The organism is Streptomyces sp. NPDC058145 (assembly GCF_042884245.1).
GTDB lineage: Bacteria > Actinomycetota > Actinomycetes > Streptomycetales > Streptomycetaceae > Streptomyces.
In genome coordinates this window covers 44546-64692 of sequence record NZ_JBHVUH010000015.1, presented here as the reverse complement: position 1 = coordinate 64692, position 20147 = coordinate 44546, and the positions used below count along the sequence as shown (strand labels likewise).

Genomic DNA, 20147 nt, shown 5'->3' with positions numbered 1-20147 from the left:
ATGACGTCTTCGACCCCTTCGCACCCCTCCGGCTCCCCGCGCCCCGGCCGCCCCTCCCTCCGGGACCGCGCCGAGGCCCTGCCCGACGAACTGCGGGACGCGCTGCGGCGGCGGCTCGCCGGCCGGGCCGGCGGTTCCGCCCCGGCCGCCCGCCCCGGCATCCCGCGCGCCGACCGGGACCGCCCGCTGCCGCTGTCGTTCGCGCAGCAGCGCCTGTGGTTCCTGGACCGGCTGCGGCCCGGCGACGCCCGCTACAACAGCGCGGTCGCGGTCCGCCTCACCGGCGCACCGGACCACGAGGCCCTGCGGGCGGCGCTGGTCGCCGTCGTGGCCCGGCACGAGGCCCTGCGCACCACCTTCGAGGAGACCGACGGCCGCCCGGTGCAGCGCGTGCGCCCGGCGGGCCCGGTACCGCTGCCGGTCCGCGACGCCGGCGACCTGGACGCGGACCTGCTGGCGGAGTACTCCCGGCCCTTCGACCTGCGGCACGGGCCCCTGCTGCGCGCCCTGCTGCTGCGCGAGTCCGCGGCCTCGCACGTCCTGCTGCTGACGGCCCATCACATCATCACGGACGGCTGGTCGATGGGCGTCGTCCTGGACGAGCTGTGCGCCGCCTACGACGCCCTCGCGCACGGCGCCGTACCGGAGCTGCCCCCGGTTGCCACGCAGTACCCGGACTTCGCGGTGTGGCAGCGCGCCCAGCTCTCGGGCGCCCGCCTCGAAGGCGAACTCGCCCACTGGAAGGGGAAGCTGGCCGGGTCGGTGGCACCCGAGCTGCCCCTGGACCGGCCGCGGCGCGGCGTGGAGGCGGGCGAGGGCGCCGTCCACACCTTCGCCGTACCGGCCCGCGTGGCCACGCGCCTGCGCGACCTCGCCAGGGAGCGGCACAGCACCCTGCACACCGCCCTGGTCGCCGCCGCCCAGGCGCTGCTGGCCCGCTGGTCCGGCCAGGACGACATCACCGTCGGCTCCCTCACGCCGGGCCGGCCCCGCACCGACCTCGAACGGACCGTCGGCTTCTTCGTCAACACCGTCGTGCTGCGTACCCCCGTGGACACCTCCGGGTCCTTCCGCGACCTGCTGGCAGGGGCGGCCGAGACGGTGGGCGACGCCTTCGCCCACGGCGACACGCCGTTCGAGCGGATCGTGGAGGCGGTGGGCGCGCCCCGCGAGGCCGGCCGCAACCCGCTGTTCGACGTGATGGTCCTGCTGCACCCCGACCCGCCCGCCGCCTCCGCCCCCCGCGGGCTCGCCACCACCCCGGTCACCGTGCCCCGGCAGGCGTCCACCTTCGACCTGAGCATCGAGTTCGTGCCGGACGGGGACGGCCTGACCGGCCTGCTGGAGTACCGCACAGACCTGTTCGACGCGGCCACGGCCGAGCGGATGGCCGGACAGCTCCTGCGCCTGCTGGAGGGCGCCTGCGACGCCCCGGACAGCCCGCTGGGCAGCCTGCCCCTGCTGTCCGACGAGGAGACCCGGCGGGTCGTCCACGACTGGAACCCCGCCCCCCTGCCGGTGGCCGACACCATGTACCCCGGGCTGTTCGAGCGCCGCGCGGCCCGGACCCCCGACGCCCTCGCCCTCGTCGCGGGCGGCGAAGAGCTGGACTACGGCACGCTCAACGCGCGCGCCAACCGGCTCGCCCACCACCTCGTCGCCCGGGGCGCCGGCCCCGAACGGCTGGTCGCGCTCCGGCTCCCGCGTACCGCCGACATGATCGTGGCGATCCTCGCGGTCTGGAAGTCCGGCGCGGGCTATCTCCCGCTGGACCCGGCCCTGCCGGAGGAGCGGGTGCGGTTCCTGCTGGACGACGCCCGCCCGGCCCTGGTGCTGGACGAGGCGGCCCTGCGCGCCGTGCCCGCGACCGCCCCGGACACCGACCCCACCGACGCCGACCGGCGCGCCCCGCTGGACCCGGACCACACCGCGTACGTCATCTACACCTCCGGCTCCACCGGCCGCCCCAAGGGCGTCGCCGTGTCCCACCGCGCGGCGGCCCACCTGCTGGCCGCCCACCGGGCCGGCTTCGTCGCCGAGGCGGGCGGCGGCCCGCTGCGGGTCGCGCTCACCGCCGCCTTCTCCTTCGACACCTCCCTCGAAGGCGTCCTGCTGATGGCCGACGGCCACCCGCTGCACCTGGTCGACGAGGTCACCCGGATGGACCCGGCCGCCCTGGTCGAGTACGTCGTCGCACACCGCGTCGACTTCCTCGACGTCACCCCGTCCTACCTGCGCCAGCTGCTGCCCGCCGGCCTGCTCACCGATCCCCGGCACCGCCCCCGGGTCCTCATGCTCGGCGGCGAGGCGGTCGGGACGGCGCTCTGGCGTGAGCTGGCCGCCCACCCGGACGTGGCGGCCCACAACTTCTACGGCCCCACCGAGTGCACGGTCGACGCGCTGTCCTGCCGCATCGACGGCGGGGACCGCCCCCTGGTGGGCCGCCCCCTGCCCGGGGTGCGGGCGTACGTGCTGGACGACCGGCTCCAGCCGGTGCCGCCCGGTGTCGGCGGCGAGCTCCACCTCGCGGGCGCGCAGCTCGCCCGGGGCTACGCCGGCCGGCCGGGCCTGACCGCGGCCCGGTTCCTGCCCGACCCGTTCGGCGGCCCGGGGGAGCGGATGTACCGCACCGGCGACCTGGCCCGCTGGACCGCCGACGGCCGCCTCGACTACCTCGGGCGCGCCGACGACCAGGTCAAGGTGCGCGGCCACCGCATCGAGCCCGGCGAGATCGAGGCCGCGCTGCTCGCGGTGCCCGGCGTCGCCGCCGCCGCGGTCGTCGCCGTGCCCGACCCGCACGGCCACACCCGCCTCGCCGCCTACGTCGTCCCGGCGCCCGGCGCGCCCCGGCCCGTCTCCGCCGACCTGCGGGCGGCCCTGCGCGAGGTGCTGCCCGACGCCCTGGTGCCGTCCTCGTTCACCTCGCTGGACGCGCTGCCGCTGACCACCAGCGGCAAGCTGGACCGCCGCGCCCTGCCGGCCCCGGAGAACACCGCCGAGGAGCGCGAGTTCGTCGCCCCGCGCACCCCCGGCGAGGAGACCCTCGCCGGTATCTGGGCCGAGGTCCTCGGGGTGACCCGGGTGGGTGTCACGGACAACTTCTTCGAGCTGGGCGGCGACTCGATCCTGAGCATCCAGGCCGTCTCCCGCGCCCGCGCCGCCGGCCTGGGCATCGGATCGCAGGACGTCTTCCGGCACCAGACGGTCGCCGACCTGGCCGCCGCCGCGTCCCGGCGTACGGCCGCCGTGCCCGCGTCGCCCCGGCGCCCGCACGAGGACGGACCCGCCCCGCTCACCCCCGTGCAGGAGTGGTTCTTCGCCACGCACGGACCGCTGCGGCACTTCAGCATGTCGATGCTCCTCGACCTGCCGTACGACCTCGACGAGCGGGCCCTGGACCGGGCGCTGGACGCCGTGGTGGCCCGCCACCCGGCCCTGCGCACCCGCTTCACCCGCACCGACGGCACCTGGGTGCAGCACCCCGGCACCGGCCCGGCCACCGGACTCCTGACCCGCCACGACCCCGGGACCCCGCCCGCCGAGGCCGCGGAGGCCGCCCGCGCCGCCCTGGACCCGGGCACCGGGGTACTGCTGCGGGCGGCCCTGCTGACCGGCGGGGAACGTCCGCGGCTGTTCCTCACCGCCCACCACCTGGCGGTCGACAGCGTCTCCTGGCGGGTGCTGCTCGCCGACCTGGAACAGGCCTACCGGCGGGCGGCGGCGGGCGAGGACCCCCGGCCGGAACCCGAGCGCACCCCGTTCGCCGACTGGGCGCACACCCTGGCCGACCGGGTCCGGGCCGGCGACCTCGACGACGACCTGGTCCACTGGACCGAGGAAGCCGCGCTGCCGCGCACCCCGCTCCCCGTCGACCTGCCCGGCACCCCGCTCGCCGGGTCCGTGCGCACGGTCCGCACCCGGGTGGACCGGGAGACCACCGAGGCCCTGCTGCGCCGCGTACCGGGCGTGTATCGCACCCAGGTCAACGACGTGCTGCTGAGCGCGCTGGGCCGGGTGCTGGCCGACTGGACCGGCGCCGACCGGGTGACCGTCGCCCTGGAGGGACACGGCCGGGAGGAGGACCTGGCCGAGGGCGCCGATCTGTCCCGCACGGTCGGCTGGTTCACCACCCAGTACCCGGTCACCCTGGCCCCGGCGGGCCCGGACGACTGGGGCACCACCCTCAAGTCCGTCAAGGAACGGCTGCGGGCCGTGCCCCGCCGCGGCCTGGGCTACCAGGCGCTGGGCCACCTCGGCTCGCCCCGGCCCGAGGCCCGCGCCCTCGGCGAACGGCCGCTCCCGCAGGTGTGCTTCACCTACCACGGCCAGTGGGAGGCGCCCGCCGGAGGCGACTTCGCGCCGGTCGCCGACGTACCCGGCCGGGACATGGACCCCGGCGCGCCGCTGGACCACCTGCTCGACGTGTCCGCCCTGGTGGCCGACGGCGAGCTGGAGATCACCTGGCACTACAGCGACCAGGTGCACCGGGAGGGCACCGTCCGGGACCTGGCCGAGGGCATGGGGCGGGCGCTCGCCGCCATCGCCGCGCACTGCGCCCGTCCCGGCGCGGGCGGCCGTACCCCCTCCGACTTCCCGCTGGCCCGCCTGGACCAGGCCGGCGTGGACCGCCTCGCCGGCGACGGCCGGGACGTCGAGGATCTGCTGCCGCTCACCCCGCTCCAGGAGGGCATGCTCTTCCACCGGCTGGTCGGCGGCCCCGACGACGTGTACGTGGACCAGGCCGCGCTGCTGCTGGACGGGGTGACCGACCCCGGCGCCCTCGCCCTGGCCTGGCAGCGGGTGACCGACCGCACCCCCGCCCTGCGTACCTCGGTGGTGTGGGAGGGCGTACCGGTGCCCCTCCAGGTCGTACACCGTCGGGTCGACGTTCCGATCACCCATCTGGACTGGCGGGAGCCGGGGGAGGCGGAGCGGGCCGAGCGGCTGGCGCGGCTGCGCGCCGACGACCTCGCACGCGGGCTCGACCTCGGCACGGCACCCCTGATGCGGCTCACCCTCGTCCGGCTGCCCGACGCCCGGATGCACCTGCTGTGGACCTCCCACCACCTGATCCTGGACGGCTGGAGCCTGGCCCAGGTGCTCACCGAGGTGTTCGAGGAGTACGCGGCCCTCACCACCGGCGCCGCACCCCGGCCCCCGGCGCGCCGGCCGTTCGGCGACTATGTGCGCTGGCTGGCCGACCAGGACTCCGCGGCCGCGCACGCGCACTGGCGGACCGTCCTCGACGGGTTCGCCACGCCCACCCCGCTGCCCGTAGACCGCCTCCGGCGCCCGGGGCACGAGACCCGCTCCGCGGGCGTGCACACGGCCGCGCTGTCCGACGAGGTCTCCGCCCGGCTGGCCCGCACCGCCCGGACGGCCGGACTCACCCTCGGCACCGTGGTGCAGGGCGCCTGGGCGCTGCTGCTGTCCCGTTACAGCGCCGAGCGGGACGTGCTGTTCGGGACCACCGTCTCCGGGCGCCCCGACGACCTGCCCGGCGGCGAGTCGATGGTGGGCATGTTCATCAACACCCTGCCCACCCGCGTGCGCGTGGACGGCGGCCGTAGCGCCGTCGCGTGGCTCAGGGAACTCCAGGAGGAACAGGCCGAGGCGCGGCGGTTCGCGGCGGTGTCCCTCGCCGAACTGACCTCGCTCAGCGACGTGCCCGCCGGCAGCGCGCTCTTCGACAGCATGGTGGCCTTCGAGAACTACCCCTTCGACGAGGCGCGTTCGGCCACCACCGGGATACGCCTCGCGGACGTCTCCTCGCGGGACGCCACCAACTACCCGCTGGTGCTTCGGGCCTACCAGGGCGAGCGGTTCGGCTTCGACCTCGCCTACGACCCCGAGCTGTTCGACGCCACGACCGTACGCGACCTCGCCGGCCGGCTGTGCCTGCTGCTCACCGAGCTGGCCGACGAGCCCGGCCGGCCCGTGCGCGACCTGGCCTGGACCACCGCCGGGGAACGGCGTCGGATGCTGGCCGACTGGAACGGCACCGAGGAAGGACGGCCCGCCGACACCCTGGACGCCCTCTTCGCCGCCCAGGCCGCCCGCACCCCCGACGCCGTGGCCGTCACCTGCGGCGACGAGCGGCTCGACTACGCCACCCTGGAGGCGCGGGCGGGCCGCCTCGCCCACCGGCTCGCCGAACTCGGCGCCGGACCCGAGAGGTTCGTGGCCCTCGCGCTGCCCCGCTCCACCGACCTCGTCGTGGCTGTCCTCGCCGTCCTCAGAACCGGCGCCGCCTACCTGCCCATCGACCCGAAGCTGCCCGCGGAGCGCGTCCGGCACCTGCTCGCCGACGCCGGACCGGTGGCACTCGTCACCACCCGGCAGGGCGCGGCCGGCCCGGACGTCCCCCGCCTGCTGCTGGACGACCCGGACGTGCGCGCCGACCTGGCCCGCCGGCCGGCCGCCGGCCCGGCCCGCCGCGCGCTGCCCGAGAGCCCCGCCTACGCCATCTACACCTCCGGCTCCACCGGCCGACCCAAGGGCGTCGTCGTCCCGCACGCCAACGTGGTCCGCCTGTTCAGCCGCACCCGGCACTGGTTCGGCTTCGGGCCCGACGACGTGTGGACCATGTTCCACTCCTACGCCTTCGACTTCTCGGTGTGGGAACTGTGGGGCCCGCTGCTGCACGGCGGCCGGCTCGTGATCGTCCCCGAGGACACCGCCCGCTCCCCGGAGGACTTCCTGCGCCTGCTCGCCGACGAGCAGGTCACCGTCCTCAACCAGACCCCGTCCGCGTTCCAGCCGCTGATCCGCGCGGACGACCGACTCCGCGACGTCGGCGCGCGGCTGGCCCTGCGCACGGTGATCTTCGGTGGCGAGGCCCTCGACGTCGGCCGGCTCGCCGACTGGTACGCCCGCCACCCCGACACCGCGCCCCGCCTGGTGAACATGTACGGCATCACCGAGACCACCGTGCACGTCACCTACGCCGCCCTCGACCGCTCCACCGCCCGGGCCGACACCGCGAGCCCCATCGGCACCGGCATCCCCGACCTGCGGCTCTACGTCCTCGACGACACTCTGCAGCCGGTGCCGCCGGGTGCCGTCGGGGAGCTGTTCGTCGCCGGCGAGGGGCTGGCGCGCGGCTATCTGAACCGGCCCGGCCTGACCGCGACCCGCTTCCTCGCCGACCCCTTCGGCCGGCCCGGTACGCGCATGTACCGGACGGGGGACCGGGCCCGCTGGCGGGCCGACGGCACGCTGGAGTACCTGGGCCGCGCCGACCAGCAGGTGAAGATCCGCGGCTACCGCATCGAGCCCGGCGAGATCGAGGCCGCCCTGCACAGCCACCCGGGGGTCGGCGCCGCCACCGTCGGTGTGTACGAGGACACCGCCGGGACGCGCCGGCTGGTCGCCCACATCGTCGGCACCGGCACCGGCACCGGCACCGGCGACCGCGCCGTACCGCCCCCGTCCGCCGCCGAGCTTCGCGCCCACCTCGAGGGGCTGCTGCCCGCGCACATGGTGCCGGCCGCCTATGTGCCGATGGCCGCGCTGCCGCTCACCGTCAACGGCAAGCTCGACCGGCGCGCCCTGCCCGCGCCCGGCCCGGACGGGTTCGCCGCCGACGGCCCCCGGACTCCGCCGCGCACCCCCGCCGAACGGCTGGTCGCCGCCGCCTGGACGGATGTGCTGGACACGGACGAGGTCGGCGCCGACGACGACTTCTTCGCCCTCGGCGGCGACTCCATCCTGGCCGTCCGGGTCACCTCCCGGCTGCGTGCCGCCTTCGGCACGGACGTCTCACCCCGGCTTCTGTTCACCCACTCCACACTGTCCGACCTCGCCGCCGCCCTGGGCGAACCCGGCGACGGGGACACCGCCGACACCATTCCGGCCGCCGCCCCCGACGCCCCGGCGCCGCTGTCGTACGCGCAGCAACGCCTCTGGTTCCTCGACCGCTTCGAACCGGGCAGCACCGAGTACACGACTCTGTCGGTGCTCCGGCTGCGCGGACCGCTCGACGTCGCCGCCCTGCGGACCGCCCTGGACGGCCTCGTCGTCCGGCACGAGGCGCTGCGCACCACGTTCACCGAACAGGACGGCCAGGCCCGGCAGATCGTCCACCCGCCCCGGTCCGTGGACCTGCCGGTGACGGACCTCCCGCACGGTGCCGCCCTGGACGGCCTCCTGGACCGGGAGGCCGCCATGCCCTTCGACCTGGCCACCGGGCCCCTGCTGCGGGCCCGCCTGGCGCGCCTCGCCGCCGACGAGCACGTCCTCGTCCTGGCCGTGCACCACATCGTCACCGACGGCTGGTCCTTCGGCGTACTGGCCCGCGACCTGGGCGAGATGTACGGGGCGGCCCTGTCGGACCGCGGCCCCGAGCTGCCCGAGATTCCCGTCCGCTACCGTGACTTCGCCGCCTGGCAGCGCTCCCGTGCCGACCGCGCCGAGGCCGAACTCGCCCACTGGCGCCGCGCCCTGGACGGCGTGACCCCGCTGGAGCTGCCCACCGACCGGCCACGCCCGGCCGTCCGTACCCGCGACGGCGCCCTGGTGACCTTCACCCTGCCCGCCGCGCTGACCGAGCGGCTGCGCGAACGGGCACGGGAGGCCGACGCGACCCTCTACATGGCCCTGGTGGCGGCCTGCCAGACCCTGCTCGCCCGCTGGGCGGGCCAGGAGGACGTCACCGTCGGCACCGTCACCGCCGGCCGCGAACGCCCGGAACTGCACGACGTGGTCGGTATGTTCGTCAACACGCTGGTGCTGCGTGCCCGGATCCGTCCCGGCCTGTCCTTCCGGCAGCTGCTGGCCGAGGTGCGCACGACCGTCCTGGAGGCGTTCGCCCACCAGGAGGTCCCCTTCGAGCGTGTGGTGGACGCCCTCCAGCCCGAGCGGGACACCAGCCGCACCCCGCTGTTCCAGGTCATGGTCGCCCTGCACAACCTCGGCGCCGAGCCGCCCCGGCTGTCCGGTCTGACGGCGGAGCCGGTCACCCCGCCGGTCCGCACCGCCACCTTCGACCTCGCCTTCGACTTCGTGGAGGGCGACGACGGCCTCACCGGGCACCTGGAGTACAACACCGGCCTGTTCGACGCCGACACCGCGGCACGGCTGGCCGACCGGCTGCGCACCCTGCTGGAGGCCGCCGCCGAGGATCCCGGGCAGGCCGTCGGCCGCCTGCCGCTGATGACCGAGGACGAGCGGCGCCAGGTCCTGCGCCACGGGCAGGGCGCCCGGCTGCCCGAGCCCGACACCACCTTCCCGGCCCTGTTCGAGTCCCAGGCCGCCCGCACCCCGGGGCACACCGCCCTGGCCGCCCGCGGCACCACCCTGGACTTCGCCGCGCTGAACACGCGGGCCAACCGGCTCGCCCACCACCTCATCGCCCGGGGCGCCGGTCCCGAGGACGTGGTCGCCGTACGGCTCCCACGCACCTGCGACCTGATGGTGACGCTGCTCGCCGTCCTCAAGGCGGGCGCCACCCTGCTCTGCCTCGACCCCGAACTCCCCCGGGAACGGCAGGAGTTCCTCCTCGCCGACGCCCGACCGCACACCCTGTTGACCGACCTCGCCGCAGTGCCCTGGGACCGGCTGCCCGCCCACGACCCGGCCGACACCGACCGCGTCCGGCCACTGCTGCCGCAGCACACCGCCTACATCGTCTACACCTCCGGCTCCACCGGCCGCCCCAAGGGCGTCGCCGTCGAACACCGGCAGCTGGTCAACCTCTGCCAGGACCACCGCGCGGGTCTGCTCGCTCCGCACACCACCGGCGGACGGCGGCTGCGGGCCGCGCTCAGCGCCTCCTTCTCCTTCGACACCTCCTGGGAAGGGCCGCTGCTTCTCGCCCTCGGCCACGAGGTCCATCTGATCGACGAGGACACCCGCCTGGACCCGCAGGCGTTCTGCGCCCAGGTCGCCGGCGACCGCCTCGACCTGGTCAACGTCACCCCGTCCTTCCTGCGCGAACTGACCGCCGCCGGCCTGCTCGCCCCCGGCCGCCACCACCCGCGCCTGCTGCTCGTCGGAGGTGAGGCCGTCACCCCGGCCGGCTGGCGTGAACTCCTGCGCGCCGAACGGGAACTGGGCGTGGCGGCCTACAACATGTACGGCCCCACCGAGACCACCGTCGACGCCGTCTACGGCCGCCGCGCAGACCTGCCCGACCGCCCGGTCATCGGCCGCCCCGGCGGCAACCTGCGCGCCTACGTCCTCGACGGCGCCCTTCGCCCGGTACCGCCCGGGACACCCGGCGAGCTGTATCTGGCCGGTGCCCAGGTGGCCCGCGGCTATCTGAACCGCCCCGGCCTCACCGCCGCCCGCTTCGTCCCCGACCTGTTCGGGGCACCCGGGGAGCGCATGTACCGCACCGGCGACCGGGCCCGCTGGGACCGGGACGGACTGCTGGAGTTCCTGGGCCGGGTGGACGAGCAGGTCAAGATCCGCGGGTTCCGCATCGAACCCGGCGAGGTGGAGGCCGCCCTCCTGGACCACCCCGACGTCGCCGACGCCGCCGTCACCGCCCGCGAGCATGCCGGCCGGCTCATGCTCGTCGGCTACGTGGTGCCCGCCGCCGGCCGTGTCCCGTCCGCCGACGCCCTGCGCCTCGCCCTGCGCCGCACCCTGCCCGACCACATGGTGCCCGCCGCGTTCGTCCCGCTCGACCGCGTTCCGCGGACCACCAGCGGCAAGACCGACCGGCGCGCCCTGCCGGCCCCGCCCGCACAGCCCGACAGCGCCACCCCCTACGTCGCCCCCCGGCCCGGCACCGAGGAGCGCCTGGCCGCGATCTGGGCGGAGGTGCTCGGTGTCGAACGCGTCGGCGCCCGCGACAACTTCTTCGCGCTCGGCGGCGACTCCATCCTGAGCATCCAGATCGTCTCCCGTGCCCGGCAGGCCGGACTCGCCCTCACCACCAAGGACGTCTTCCGCCACCAGACCGTCGCCGAACTCGCCCTGTGCGTGACCGAGTCGGCCCCGAGCCGGGATGCGGCCGATGAGCCGGCCGAGGCGCCGCTCACCCCGATCCAGCACTGGTACCTGGACGGCCGCGAACCCGGCCGGCCGCTCCGGTTCACCATGACCCAGCGCCTGGAACTCGCCCCCGGCACCGACGGATCGGCGCTGCGGGCCGCAACCGACGCCCTCGTACGCCACCACGCCGCCCTGCGCACCCGGTTCCACCGCACCGCCGACGGCCTGCGTCAGGAAGTCCTGCCCCAGGCACCGGACACCGTCTTCACCCGGCACGACGTGTCCGCGCCGGACGACACGGCGCTGGAGACCGAGGTCCAGCGGCTCACGGACGAGGCGCAGGCCGCCCTCGACCCCACCACCGGACGGGTCGTCCGCGTGCTGTTCTTCGACCGCGGCCCGGGCCGGTCGGGACAACTGGTCGTCACCGCACACCACCTGGTCATCGACGGCGTCTCCTGGCGCATCCTGCTCGCGGACCTGGAGACCGCCCACCGGGCGGCGGCGGCCGGCCGGCCCGTCGAACTGCCCGCCACCGGCACCTCCTACACCCACTGGGCCGCCCGGCTCGACCGGCACACCCGCTCCGGCGCCCTCGACGCCGACCTGCCGTACTGGACGCGCACCGCGGCGGCTCCGGCCGGACTGCCCGCCGGACAGCCCGGCCCGAACACCCACGGCACCGCGGACACCCTCACGGTCACCCTGGACGCGGAGACGACCGACGCCCTCCTGCGCAAGGTCCCCGGGACCTACCGCACCCAGGTCAACGACGTCCTGCTCAGCGCCCTCGGCCGCACCCTGGCCCGCTGGTGCGGACGTGACACGGTCCTGCTGGGCGTCGAGGGCCATGGCCGGGAGGAGCTGTTCGCGGACGTGGACCTGTCCCGGACCGTCGGCTGGTTCACCGCCGAGTTCCCGCTCGCCCTGCGCGTCGCCCCGGACGCCGGCTGGCACGACACCCTCCGCTCGGTCAAGGAACAACTGCGCGCGGTGCCGCTGCACGGCCTGAGCCACGGCGCCCTGCGCCACCTCGTGCCCGGCAGCCCGCTCGCCGCGGCTCCGGCCCCGCAGGTCGGCTTCAACTACCACGGCCAGTGGGACACGGGCGGCGCAGGCACCGGCGGCCTGCTTCGCGGCGCGCTGCCCCCGGCCGGCCGGGACACCGACCCGGACGAGACACGGCCCTACCTCCTGGACATCACCGGCGTGGTCCAGCAGGGCCGCCTCGAACTCGGCTGGACCTACCCGCCCGCCGTCTACGACCGGGCCACCGTCCGCCGACTCGCCGAGGACACCCTCGCGGCCCTGCGGCAGATCGTGGAGCACTGCGCCGGAGCCGAGGCGGGCGGCCGCACCCCCTCCGACTTCCCGCTCGCCGGCCTCGGACAGGACCAGCTCGACCGGCTCGTCGGCACCGGCCGGCACGTGGAGGACGTCCTGCCGCTGACCCCGCTCCAGTCCGGCATGCTCTTCCACGGCCTCATGGACACCGAGCACGCCTACTTCGACCGTACGGCCGTCACACTGTCCGGAGTCGCCGACCCCCAGGCCTTCGCCGCCGCCTGGCAGCAGGTCGCCGACCGCACCCAGGCGCTGCGCACCAGCGTCCACTGGCACGGTCTGCCGCACCCGGTCCAGGTGGTCCACCGCCGCGCCGAACTCCCCGTCACCCACCTCGACTGGCGTGCGTCCACCCCCGCCGAGCGTGCCGAGGCCACCGAGCGGCTGCTCACCGCGGACCGCGCGGCCGGCATGGACCTCACCACCGCGCCGCTCACCCGGCTCACCCTGGCCGCGCTGCCCGGCGACGAGGTGCTGCTCGTGTGGTCCACCCACCACATCGCCCTCGACGGCTGGAGCACCGGGCAGCTGCTCACCGAAGTGTGCGAACGCTACGCGGCGCTCACCGGAGGCCCGGACCCGAGGCCCCCGGCCCGGCGGCCCTTCGCGGACTTCCTGCGCTGGCTGCGCGAGCAGGACGAGACGGCGGCCGAACGGCACTGGGCCGACGCCCTCGCCGGGTTCACCGCCCGCACCCCGCTGCCGTACGACCGCACGCCCGCCGAGGCCCACCGCGCCCGCTCCGCCGCCGCCGTCCACCACGAGCTGGACGCCGAGGTCTCGGGGCGGCTGCGGGAGACCGCCGCCCGCGCCGGAGTGACCGTGAACACCGTGGTGGAGGGCGCCTGGGCGCTGCTGCTGGCCCGCTCCAGCGGGCGGGACGACGTGGTGTTCGGCACCACCGTCTCCGGCCGCCCGGCCGAACTGCCCGGCGTCGAAGGCATGATCGGCATGTTCATCAACACGGTACCCACCCGGGTCCGCATACCCGCCGGGCCGGTGCTGCCGTGGCTGCGCGACCTCCAGGAACGCCAGAGCGACGCCCGCCGCTTCGACTTCCTCGCCCTGCCCCGCATCCGGGCCGTCGCCGAAGTCCCCGTCGGCGAAGCGCTGTTCGACAGCATGGTGGTGTTCGAGAACTACCCGGTGGACGAGTCGGCGACGGCCCGCACGGGCGTCCGGGTCGAGGAGGTGCGCGCGGACGACGCCACCACCTTCCCCTGGTGCCTCCGCGCCCACCTGGCCGGACGGCTCGGCTTCGACCTCGCCTACGACCCCGCCCTGTTCGACCCCGCCACCGCCGAGCGCGCCGCGGACCGGCTGGCCGGACTGCTCACCGCCCTCGCCGACGGGTTCGACACCGATCTGACCGACCTGGACCTGCTCACCGCAGCCGACCGCGAGCTGCTGGCCGCCTGGAACACCACCGCCCGCCGGGCCGCCCCGCGCAGCCCCGTGGACCTGTTCGCCGAACAGGCCCGCCGCACGCCGGACGCGGTCGCGGTCCACGACGGTGAACGTCCACTGACGTACCGTCAGCTCGACGACTGGGCCCACGCGCTGGCGGGACGGTTGCTGGCCGGCGGGCTCGCCCCCGAGGACCGGGTGGCGCTGCTGATGGACCGCTCCGCCGAACTGGTCGTCGCCCAGCTCGCCGTGCTCCTGGCCGGCGGCGCCTACCTCCCCGTCGACACCCGCGCGCCCGAGGAGCGCCGGCGCACCCTGCTGGCCCAGGCGGGCGCGACCCTCCGGCTCACCGCCGCGGAGGTGACGGCCGCGCGCGCCGGGGCCCTGGGGGAGGGGACGCCGCCGGCGCGCGCGGCCGGACCCCTGGCAGAGCCGATGCCGGCCGTCGAGCCCGACCGGCTGGCGTACGTCATGTTCACCTCCGGGTCCACCGGCCTGCCCAAGGCCGTCGCGGTGCGGCACCGTGACGTGGCGGCGCTGGCCACCGACAGCCGGTTCGCCGGCGGTGTGTGCGACCGGGTGCTGCTGCACTCGGCGGTGGCCTTCGACGCCGCCACCTTCGAGGTGTGGGCGCCGCTCCTCAACGGCGGCTGCGTGGTCGTGGCCCCGGGCGAGAGCGTCGACGCCACCCTGCTGCGCCGGCTGGCCGCCGACGGCGGACTGACCGCGGTGTGGCTGACCGCGGGCCTGTTCCGGCTGCTCGCCCAGGACGCCCCCGACTGCTTCCGGGGCCTCGCACAGGTGTGGACCGGCGGTGACGTCGTACCGGCACCGGCCGTGCGCCGGGTGCTGGCCGCCTGCCCCGGCCTGACCGTGGTGGACGGCTACGGGCCCACCGAGACCACCACCTTCGCGACCTCCTGCGCCCTCACCGACCCGGCGGCGGTGCCTGACACGGTCCCCATCGGCCGGCCGCTGGACGACATGCGGGCGCTCGTGCTCGACGCCCGGCTGCGGCCCGTACCGCCCGGCTGCCCGGGCGAGCTGTACCTGGCCGGCGAGGGCGTAGCCCGCGGCTACCTGGGCCGCCCCGGCGACACCGCCGCCCGCTTCCTCGCCGCCCCGCTCGGCGGGCCCGGCGCCCGCATGTACCGCACCGGCGACCTGGCCCGGCGGCGCCCGGACGGAACCGTCGAGTTCCTCGGCCGCGCCGACGACCAGGTGAAGATCCGCGGCTTCCGCGTGGAGCCCGGTGAGGTCGAGGCCGCGCTCGCCGCCCACCCGGACGTCGTGGACGTGGCCGTCCTGGCCCGCGAGGACCGCCCGGGCGCCAAGCGGCTCGTGGCCTACGTCGTAGGACCGGCCGGCCGGGACGGCGAGGAACTGCGGGCCTTCGCCGCCCGCACCCTGCCCGACTATCTCGTACCGGCCGCCGTCGTCCCGCTCACCGCCCTCCCGCTCAGCCGGAACGGCAAGGTCGACCGGGCCGCCCTGCCCGCACCGGACGCCGTACCGGGGCGTACGCGGGTCGAGCCGCGCACCGAGGCCGAGCGCCGCACGGCGGCCGTCTTCGGCGAGGTGCTGGGCAGCGAACCGCCCGGCGTGGAGGACGACTTCTTCCAGTTGGGCGGCGACTCGATCCTCAGCATCCGGCTCGCCTCCCGCCTCGCCGAGGCCTTCGACACCGACCTCACGCCACGCGCGGTGTTCGCCCATCCGACACCGGCCGCCCTGGCCCGCCTGCTCGGCGACCGGCGGGGTTCCGGCCGCCCGGCGCTCGTCCCGGTGGCCCGGGACGCGGTCGCGCCGATGTCCCACGCCCAGCAACGCCTGTGGTTCCTGCACGAGTTCGATCCCGGTGGCGCCGAGTACGTCACCGCGCTCGCCCTGCGGCTGCGCGGCACCCTGGACACCGGCGCGCTCCGTGCCGCCCTCGCCGCCGTGGTGGCCCGGCACGAGTCGCTGCGCACCACCTTCGACAGCGTCGACGGGCACGGCGTCCAGCGCGTCCACCCGCCGTCCGACGTGCCGCTGCCCGTGCACGAACTGACCCGGCTCGCCGACGCGGAACGGGAACCGGCGCTGCGCCGCCTGCTCGCCGAGGAGCGCGCCCGCCCCTTCGACCTGCGCGAGGGCCCGCTGCTGCGGGCCGGCCTGGTCCGGCTCGCCGGGCACGACCACGTACTCACCCTCGCGCTGCACCACATCGTCACCGACGGCTGGTCCACCTCCGTGCTGCTCGGCGACCTCGCCCACCTCTACCGCGCCGAACTCGGCGCCGAGAGGACGGATCTGCCGCCGCTGCCGGTGCAGTACGCCGACTACGCCCACTGGCAGCGCACGGCCGGTGACACCGAAGCCGGCGAGCACCTCGCCTACTGGAAGGAGCAACTCGCCGACATCGCACCACTGGAGCTGCCCACCGACCGGCCCCGGCCGCCGGTGCGCACCAGCGCCGGCGCGACCACCCGCCTGGTGGTGCCCGCCCCGACCGTACGGCGGCTCTCCCGGCTCGCCCGGGACCACGGCACCACCCTTTTCACCACGCTGGTCGCCGCCGCGCAGGCCTACCTCGCCCGGCTCTCCGGCACCGAGGACATCGCCGTGGGCACCGTCACCTCCGGCCGTGACCGGCCCGAGACCCAGTCCCTCGTCGGGTTCTTCGTCAACACCCTGGTGCTGCGCTCCCGCGCCGAGGCCGAACGGCCCTTCACCGGGTTCCTGGGCGACGTACGGCGGACCGTCCTCGACGCCTTCGCCCACCAGGACGTGCCGTTCGAACGGGTCGTGGACGAGGTGCAACCCGTCCGCGACACCAGCCGCAGCCCGCTGTTCCAGGTGATGGTCGTCCTCCAGAACACCCCGGCCGCCGCCCTCGACCTGCCCGGCCTGGACGTCACCGACGTCGAGTCGGAGTCGGAGCAGGCCGCGTTCGACCTCACCCTGGAGTTCGCCGAGAGCGGCTCCGGATCCCTGCACGGCCTGCTCACCTACAACACCGACCTGTTCGACGCGGCCACGGCCGAACGGATGGCCGGGCAGCTCGGCGCCCTGCTGCACGCCGTCGCCGAGGACCCCGGCCGCGCGCTCGGCGCGCTGCCGCTGACCGCGGACGACGAGGTGAAGACCCTGCTGGAGCAGGGCCGGGGAACCTTCCGCACGGTGCCCGAGAGCACGCTGCCCGCGCTGTTCGAACGGCAGGCGGCCCGTACCCCGGACGCCGTGGCGCTGATCGACGGCGACCGTGAGCTGACCTACGCGGAGATCGACCGGGCCGCCAACCGGCTGGCCCACCGGCTCGTCCGGGACGGCGTCGGACCGGAGCGCGTGGTGGCCCTCGCGCTGCCCCGTTCGGCGGCGACGGTGGTGGCGCAGCTCGCCGTCGCCAAGACCGGCGGCGCGTTCCTGCCCGTGGACCCCGACTACCCGGAGCAGCGGCGGGAGTTCATGATCCGGGACGCGGGCGCCCACCTCGTCCTCGGCGACCCGGCCGAGGTGTGGTCCGCCGACGGGTCCGAGGCGGCGCTCACGGACGCCGACCGCACCACAGCGCTCACCCCCGCCCACCCCGCCTACGTCATCTACACCTCCGGCTCCACCGGCACCCCCAAGGGTGTCGTCGTCACCCACCGGGGCCTCGCCTCCTTCGCCGCGGCAGCCGCCGAGCGGTACGCGGCGGGCCCCGGCGACCGGATGCTCCAGTTCGCCTCCCCGAGCTTCGACGCCTCCGTGCTGGAACTGTGCGTCTCCCTGCTCAGCGGGGCCGCCCTGGTGACGGGCGAGGAGGGGCCGCTGGTCGGGGAACGGCTGGCGGAGGTGCTCACCGAACGGCGCATCAGTCACACGCTGATCCCGCCCGCGGCGCTGGCCACCGTCCCGCCGGAGACCGCCGCTGACCTGCCCCACCTGCGCACCCTCATCGTGGGCGCCGAGGCCTGCCCCGCCGACCTGGTCGACACCTGGGCCCCCGGCCGCCGGATGATCAACTCCTACGGCCCCACCGAGGCCACCGTGGTCGCCACCTGGACCGGCCCGCTGACTTCCGGTGCCGGCGCCCCGCCCATCGGCCGCCCCTCCGGCAGCACCCGGGTACATGTGCTCGACGCCGCCCTGCGCCCCGTACCGTCCGGGGTGACGGGCGAGCTGTACATCGCCGGGCCCGGCCTCGCCCGCGGCTACCTGGGCCGGCCGGGACTCACCGCCCAGCGGTTCCTGCCCGACCCGTTCGGCGCGCCGGGGGAGCGGATGTACCGCACCGGGGACCTGGTCCGCTGGACCGCCGACGGCCGGCTCCGGTTCGCCGGGCGCGCCGACGACCAGGTCAAGCTGCGCGGCTTCCGCATCGAGCCCGGCGAGATAGAGGGCGCGCTGCGCCGCAGCCCCCTGGTGCGGGACGCCGTGGTCGTCGTCCGTGCGGGGGAGACACCCGGCGCGCCGGCCCGGCTCGTCGCCTACGTCGTACCGGCGCGGCCGGCCGGCCCCGAGCGCGTCGCCGGCGAACCGTCCGCGGCCGAGCCCTCCGCCACCGCACCGTCCGGAACCGAGGCCCCCGGTAGCGCAGCGTCCGGTACCGCCCTGCCCGTGGGTGACCTGCGGCTGCACCTGGCCGGAGAGCTGCCCCCGCACATGGTGCCGTCCGTCTTCGTCCCGCTCGACCGGCTGCCGCTCACCCAGAACGGCAAGACCGACCGGCGGGCCCTGCCCGCGCCAGGGCCCGCCCAGGCCTCGGACGGGCCGCGGACCGCGCCGCGCACCGACGTCGAACGCCGTGTCGCCCGGATCTGGGCCGACGTGCTCGGCATCGAGGAGGTCGGTGCCGACGACAACTTCTTCGCGCTCGGCGGCGACTCCATCCTGAGCATGCAGGTCGTCTCGCGACTGCGCCGTGACGGCCTGCACGTGGCCACCCGGGACCTGTTCACGCACCAGACCGTCGCCGAACTCGCCACCGTCGTCCGCACCGCGCCCCAGCGTGCCGCCGAAGGCCCGGTGACCGGCGAGGTGCCGCTCACACCGATCCAGGAGTGGTTCCTGACCACTCCCCGCGCGGCCCACCACCACTTCAACCAGTCGGCGCTGCTGGAGCTCGACGGCACCCCCGACCCGCGGGCGCTGCGCGCCGCGCTCGACGCCCTGCTGGAGCATCACGACGCCCTGCGCATGCGGTTCACCCGGTACGAGAACGGCTGGCGGCAGTTCAACCCGCCGCCCGCCGGCGGTCACGACATCCTGGTCCGGCACGACCTGACCGGGTTGTCCGCCGAGGACGCCGACGCGGCCATGGCGAAGGCCGCCGACGAACTGCACGCGAGCTTCGACCTGAGCCACGGCCCGCAACTGCGGGCGGCGCTGTTCACCGGGGGCCCGGACCGGCCCGCGTTCCTCCTCCTCGTCGCCCACCACCTGGTGGTGGACGCGGTCTCCTGGCGCATCCTGCGCGACGACCTGGAGACCGCCTACCGGCAGGCGGCCCAGGGCGACCCGGTCACCCTGGGGGAGCGCGGCACCAGCTTCCGCGAGTGGTCCCGGCGCCTTGCCACCCACGTCGCCGAGGGCGGCCTCGACCACGAACTGCCCCACTGGGAGCAGGCGGTGGCCGGCGAACCGGCCCCGACGGACCCGGCCCCCGCACCCGAGGCCGGACCGGCCGCCACGGTCGGCGTGGAACTCGACGAGGACGACACCGCGGCCCTGCTGCGCTCCGCGCCCACCGCCTACCGCACCCGGGTCAACGACGTGCTGCTCGCCGCCCTCGCCCTGGCGCTGGCCCGCTGGACCGGACACGACCGGGTCCGCGTGGACCTGGAGGGCCACGGCCGGGAGGACCTGCTCGACGGCGTCGACCTCTCGCGCACCGTCGGCTGGTTCACCACCGTCTACCCGGTCGCTCTCCAGGTGCCCGACCCCGGCGAGCCCGGACCGGACCGCGACTGGCGGTCCCTGGTGAAGTCGGTGCGCCGCCAGCTGCGCGCCGTACCCGCCAACGGCATCGGCTACGGCGCCCTGCGCACCTTCGGCACCCCGGAAGTCCGCGGGCGCCTCGGTGCCCACGCCCACAGCCAGGTGGTCTTCAACTACCTCGGCCAGTGGGACGCCCGCCCCGAGACCGCGGACGGCGGCCTGGTCCGCGCCGAACACGGCTCTTTCGGCCAGGACCACGACCCCCGGGACCCCGGCTCGCACCCGGTGGAGGTGGTGGGCGCGGTGCAGCACGGCCGGCTCGCCTTCACCTGGCACCACCGGCCCGGCGTCCACGACACCGCGACCGTGCGCCGGGTGGCCGAGGAGTTCGCCGAGGCCCTGCGCCACCTCGCCCGGCACGCCCGGGGAGGCAGGTGACGACACTCCCGCCCCGCGAGGCACCGCCCCGGCGCACCGCCCGGTACGGCCCTCGTGCCCCGCGCGCCCCGACCGCCCGCCACCACCCAGCCCACCATCCCGACCTGACGACGACC

At 76.0% G+C, this 20147-nt stretch carries 1 protein-coding gene; it reads left to right on the top strand.

Features of this window, described 5'->3' with window-relative positions:
• Nucleotides 1-20031, top strand: a complete 20031-nt coding sequence (locus tag ACFVVO_RS30395; RefSeq protein ID WP_390059172.1) for a non-ribosomal peptide synthase/polyketide synthase — start codon at nucleotides 1-3, stop codon at nucleotides 20029-20031.
• The last annotated feature ends 116 nt before the right edge of the window (nucleotides 20032-20147 follow it).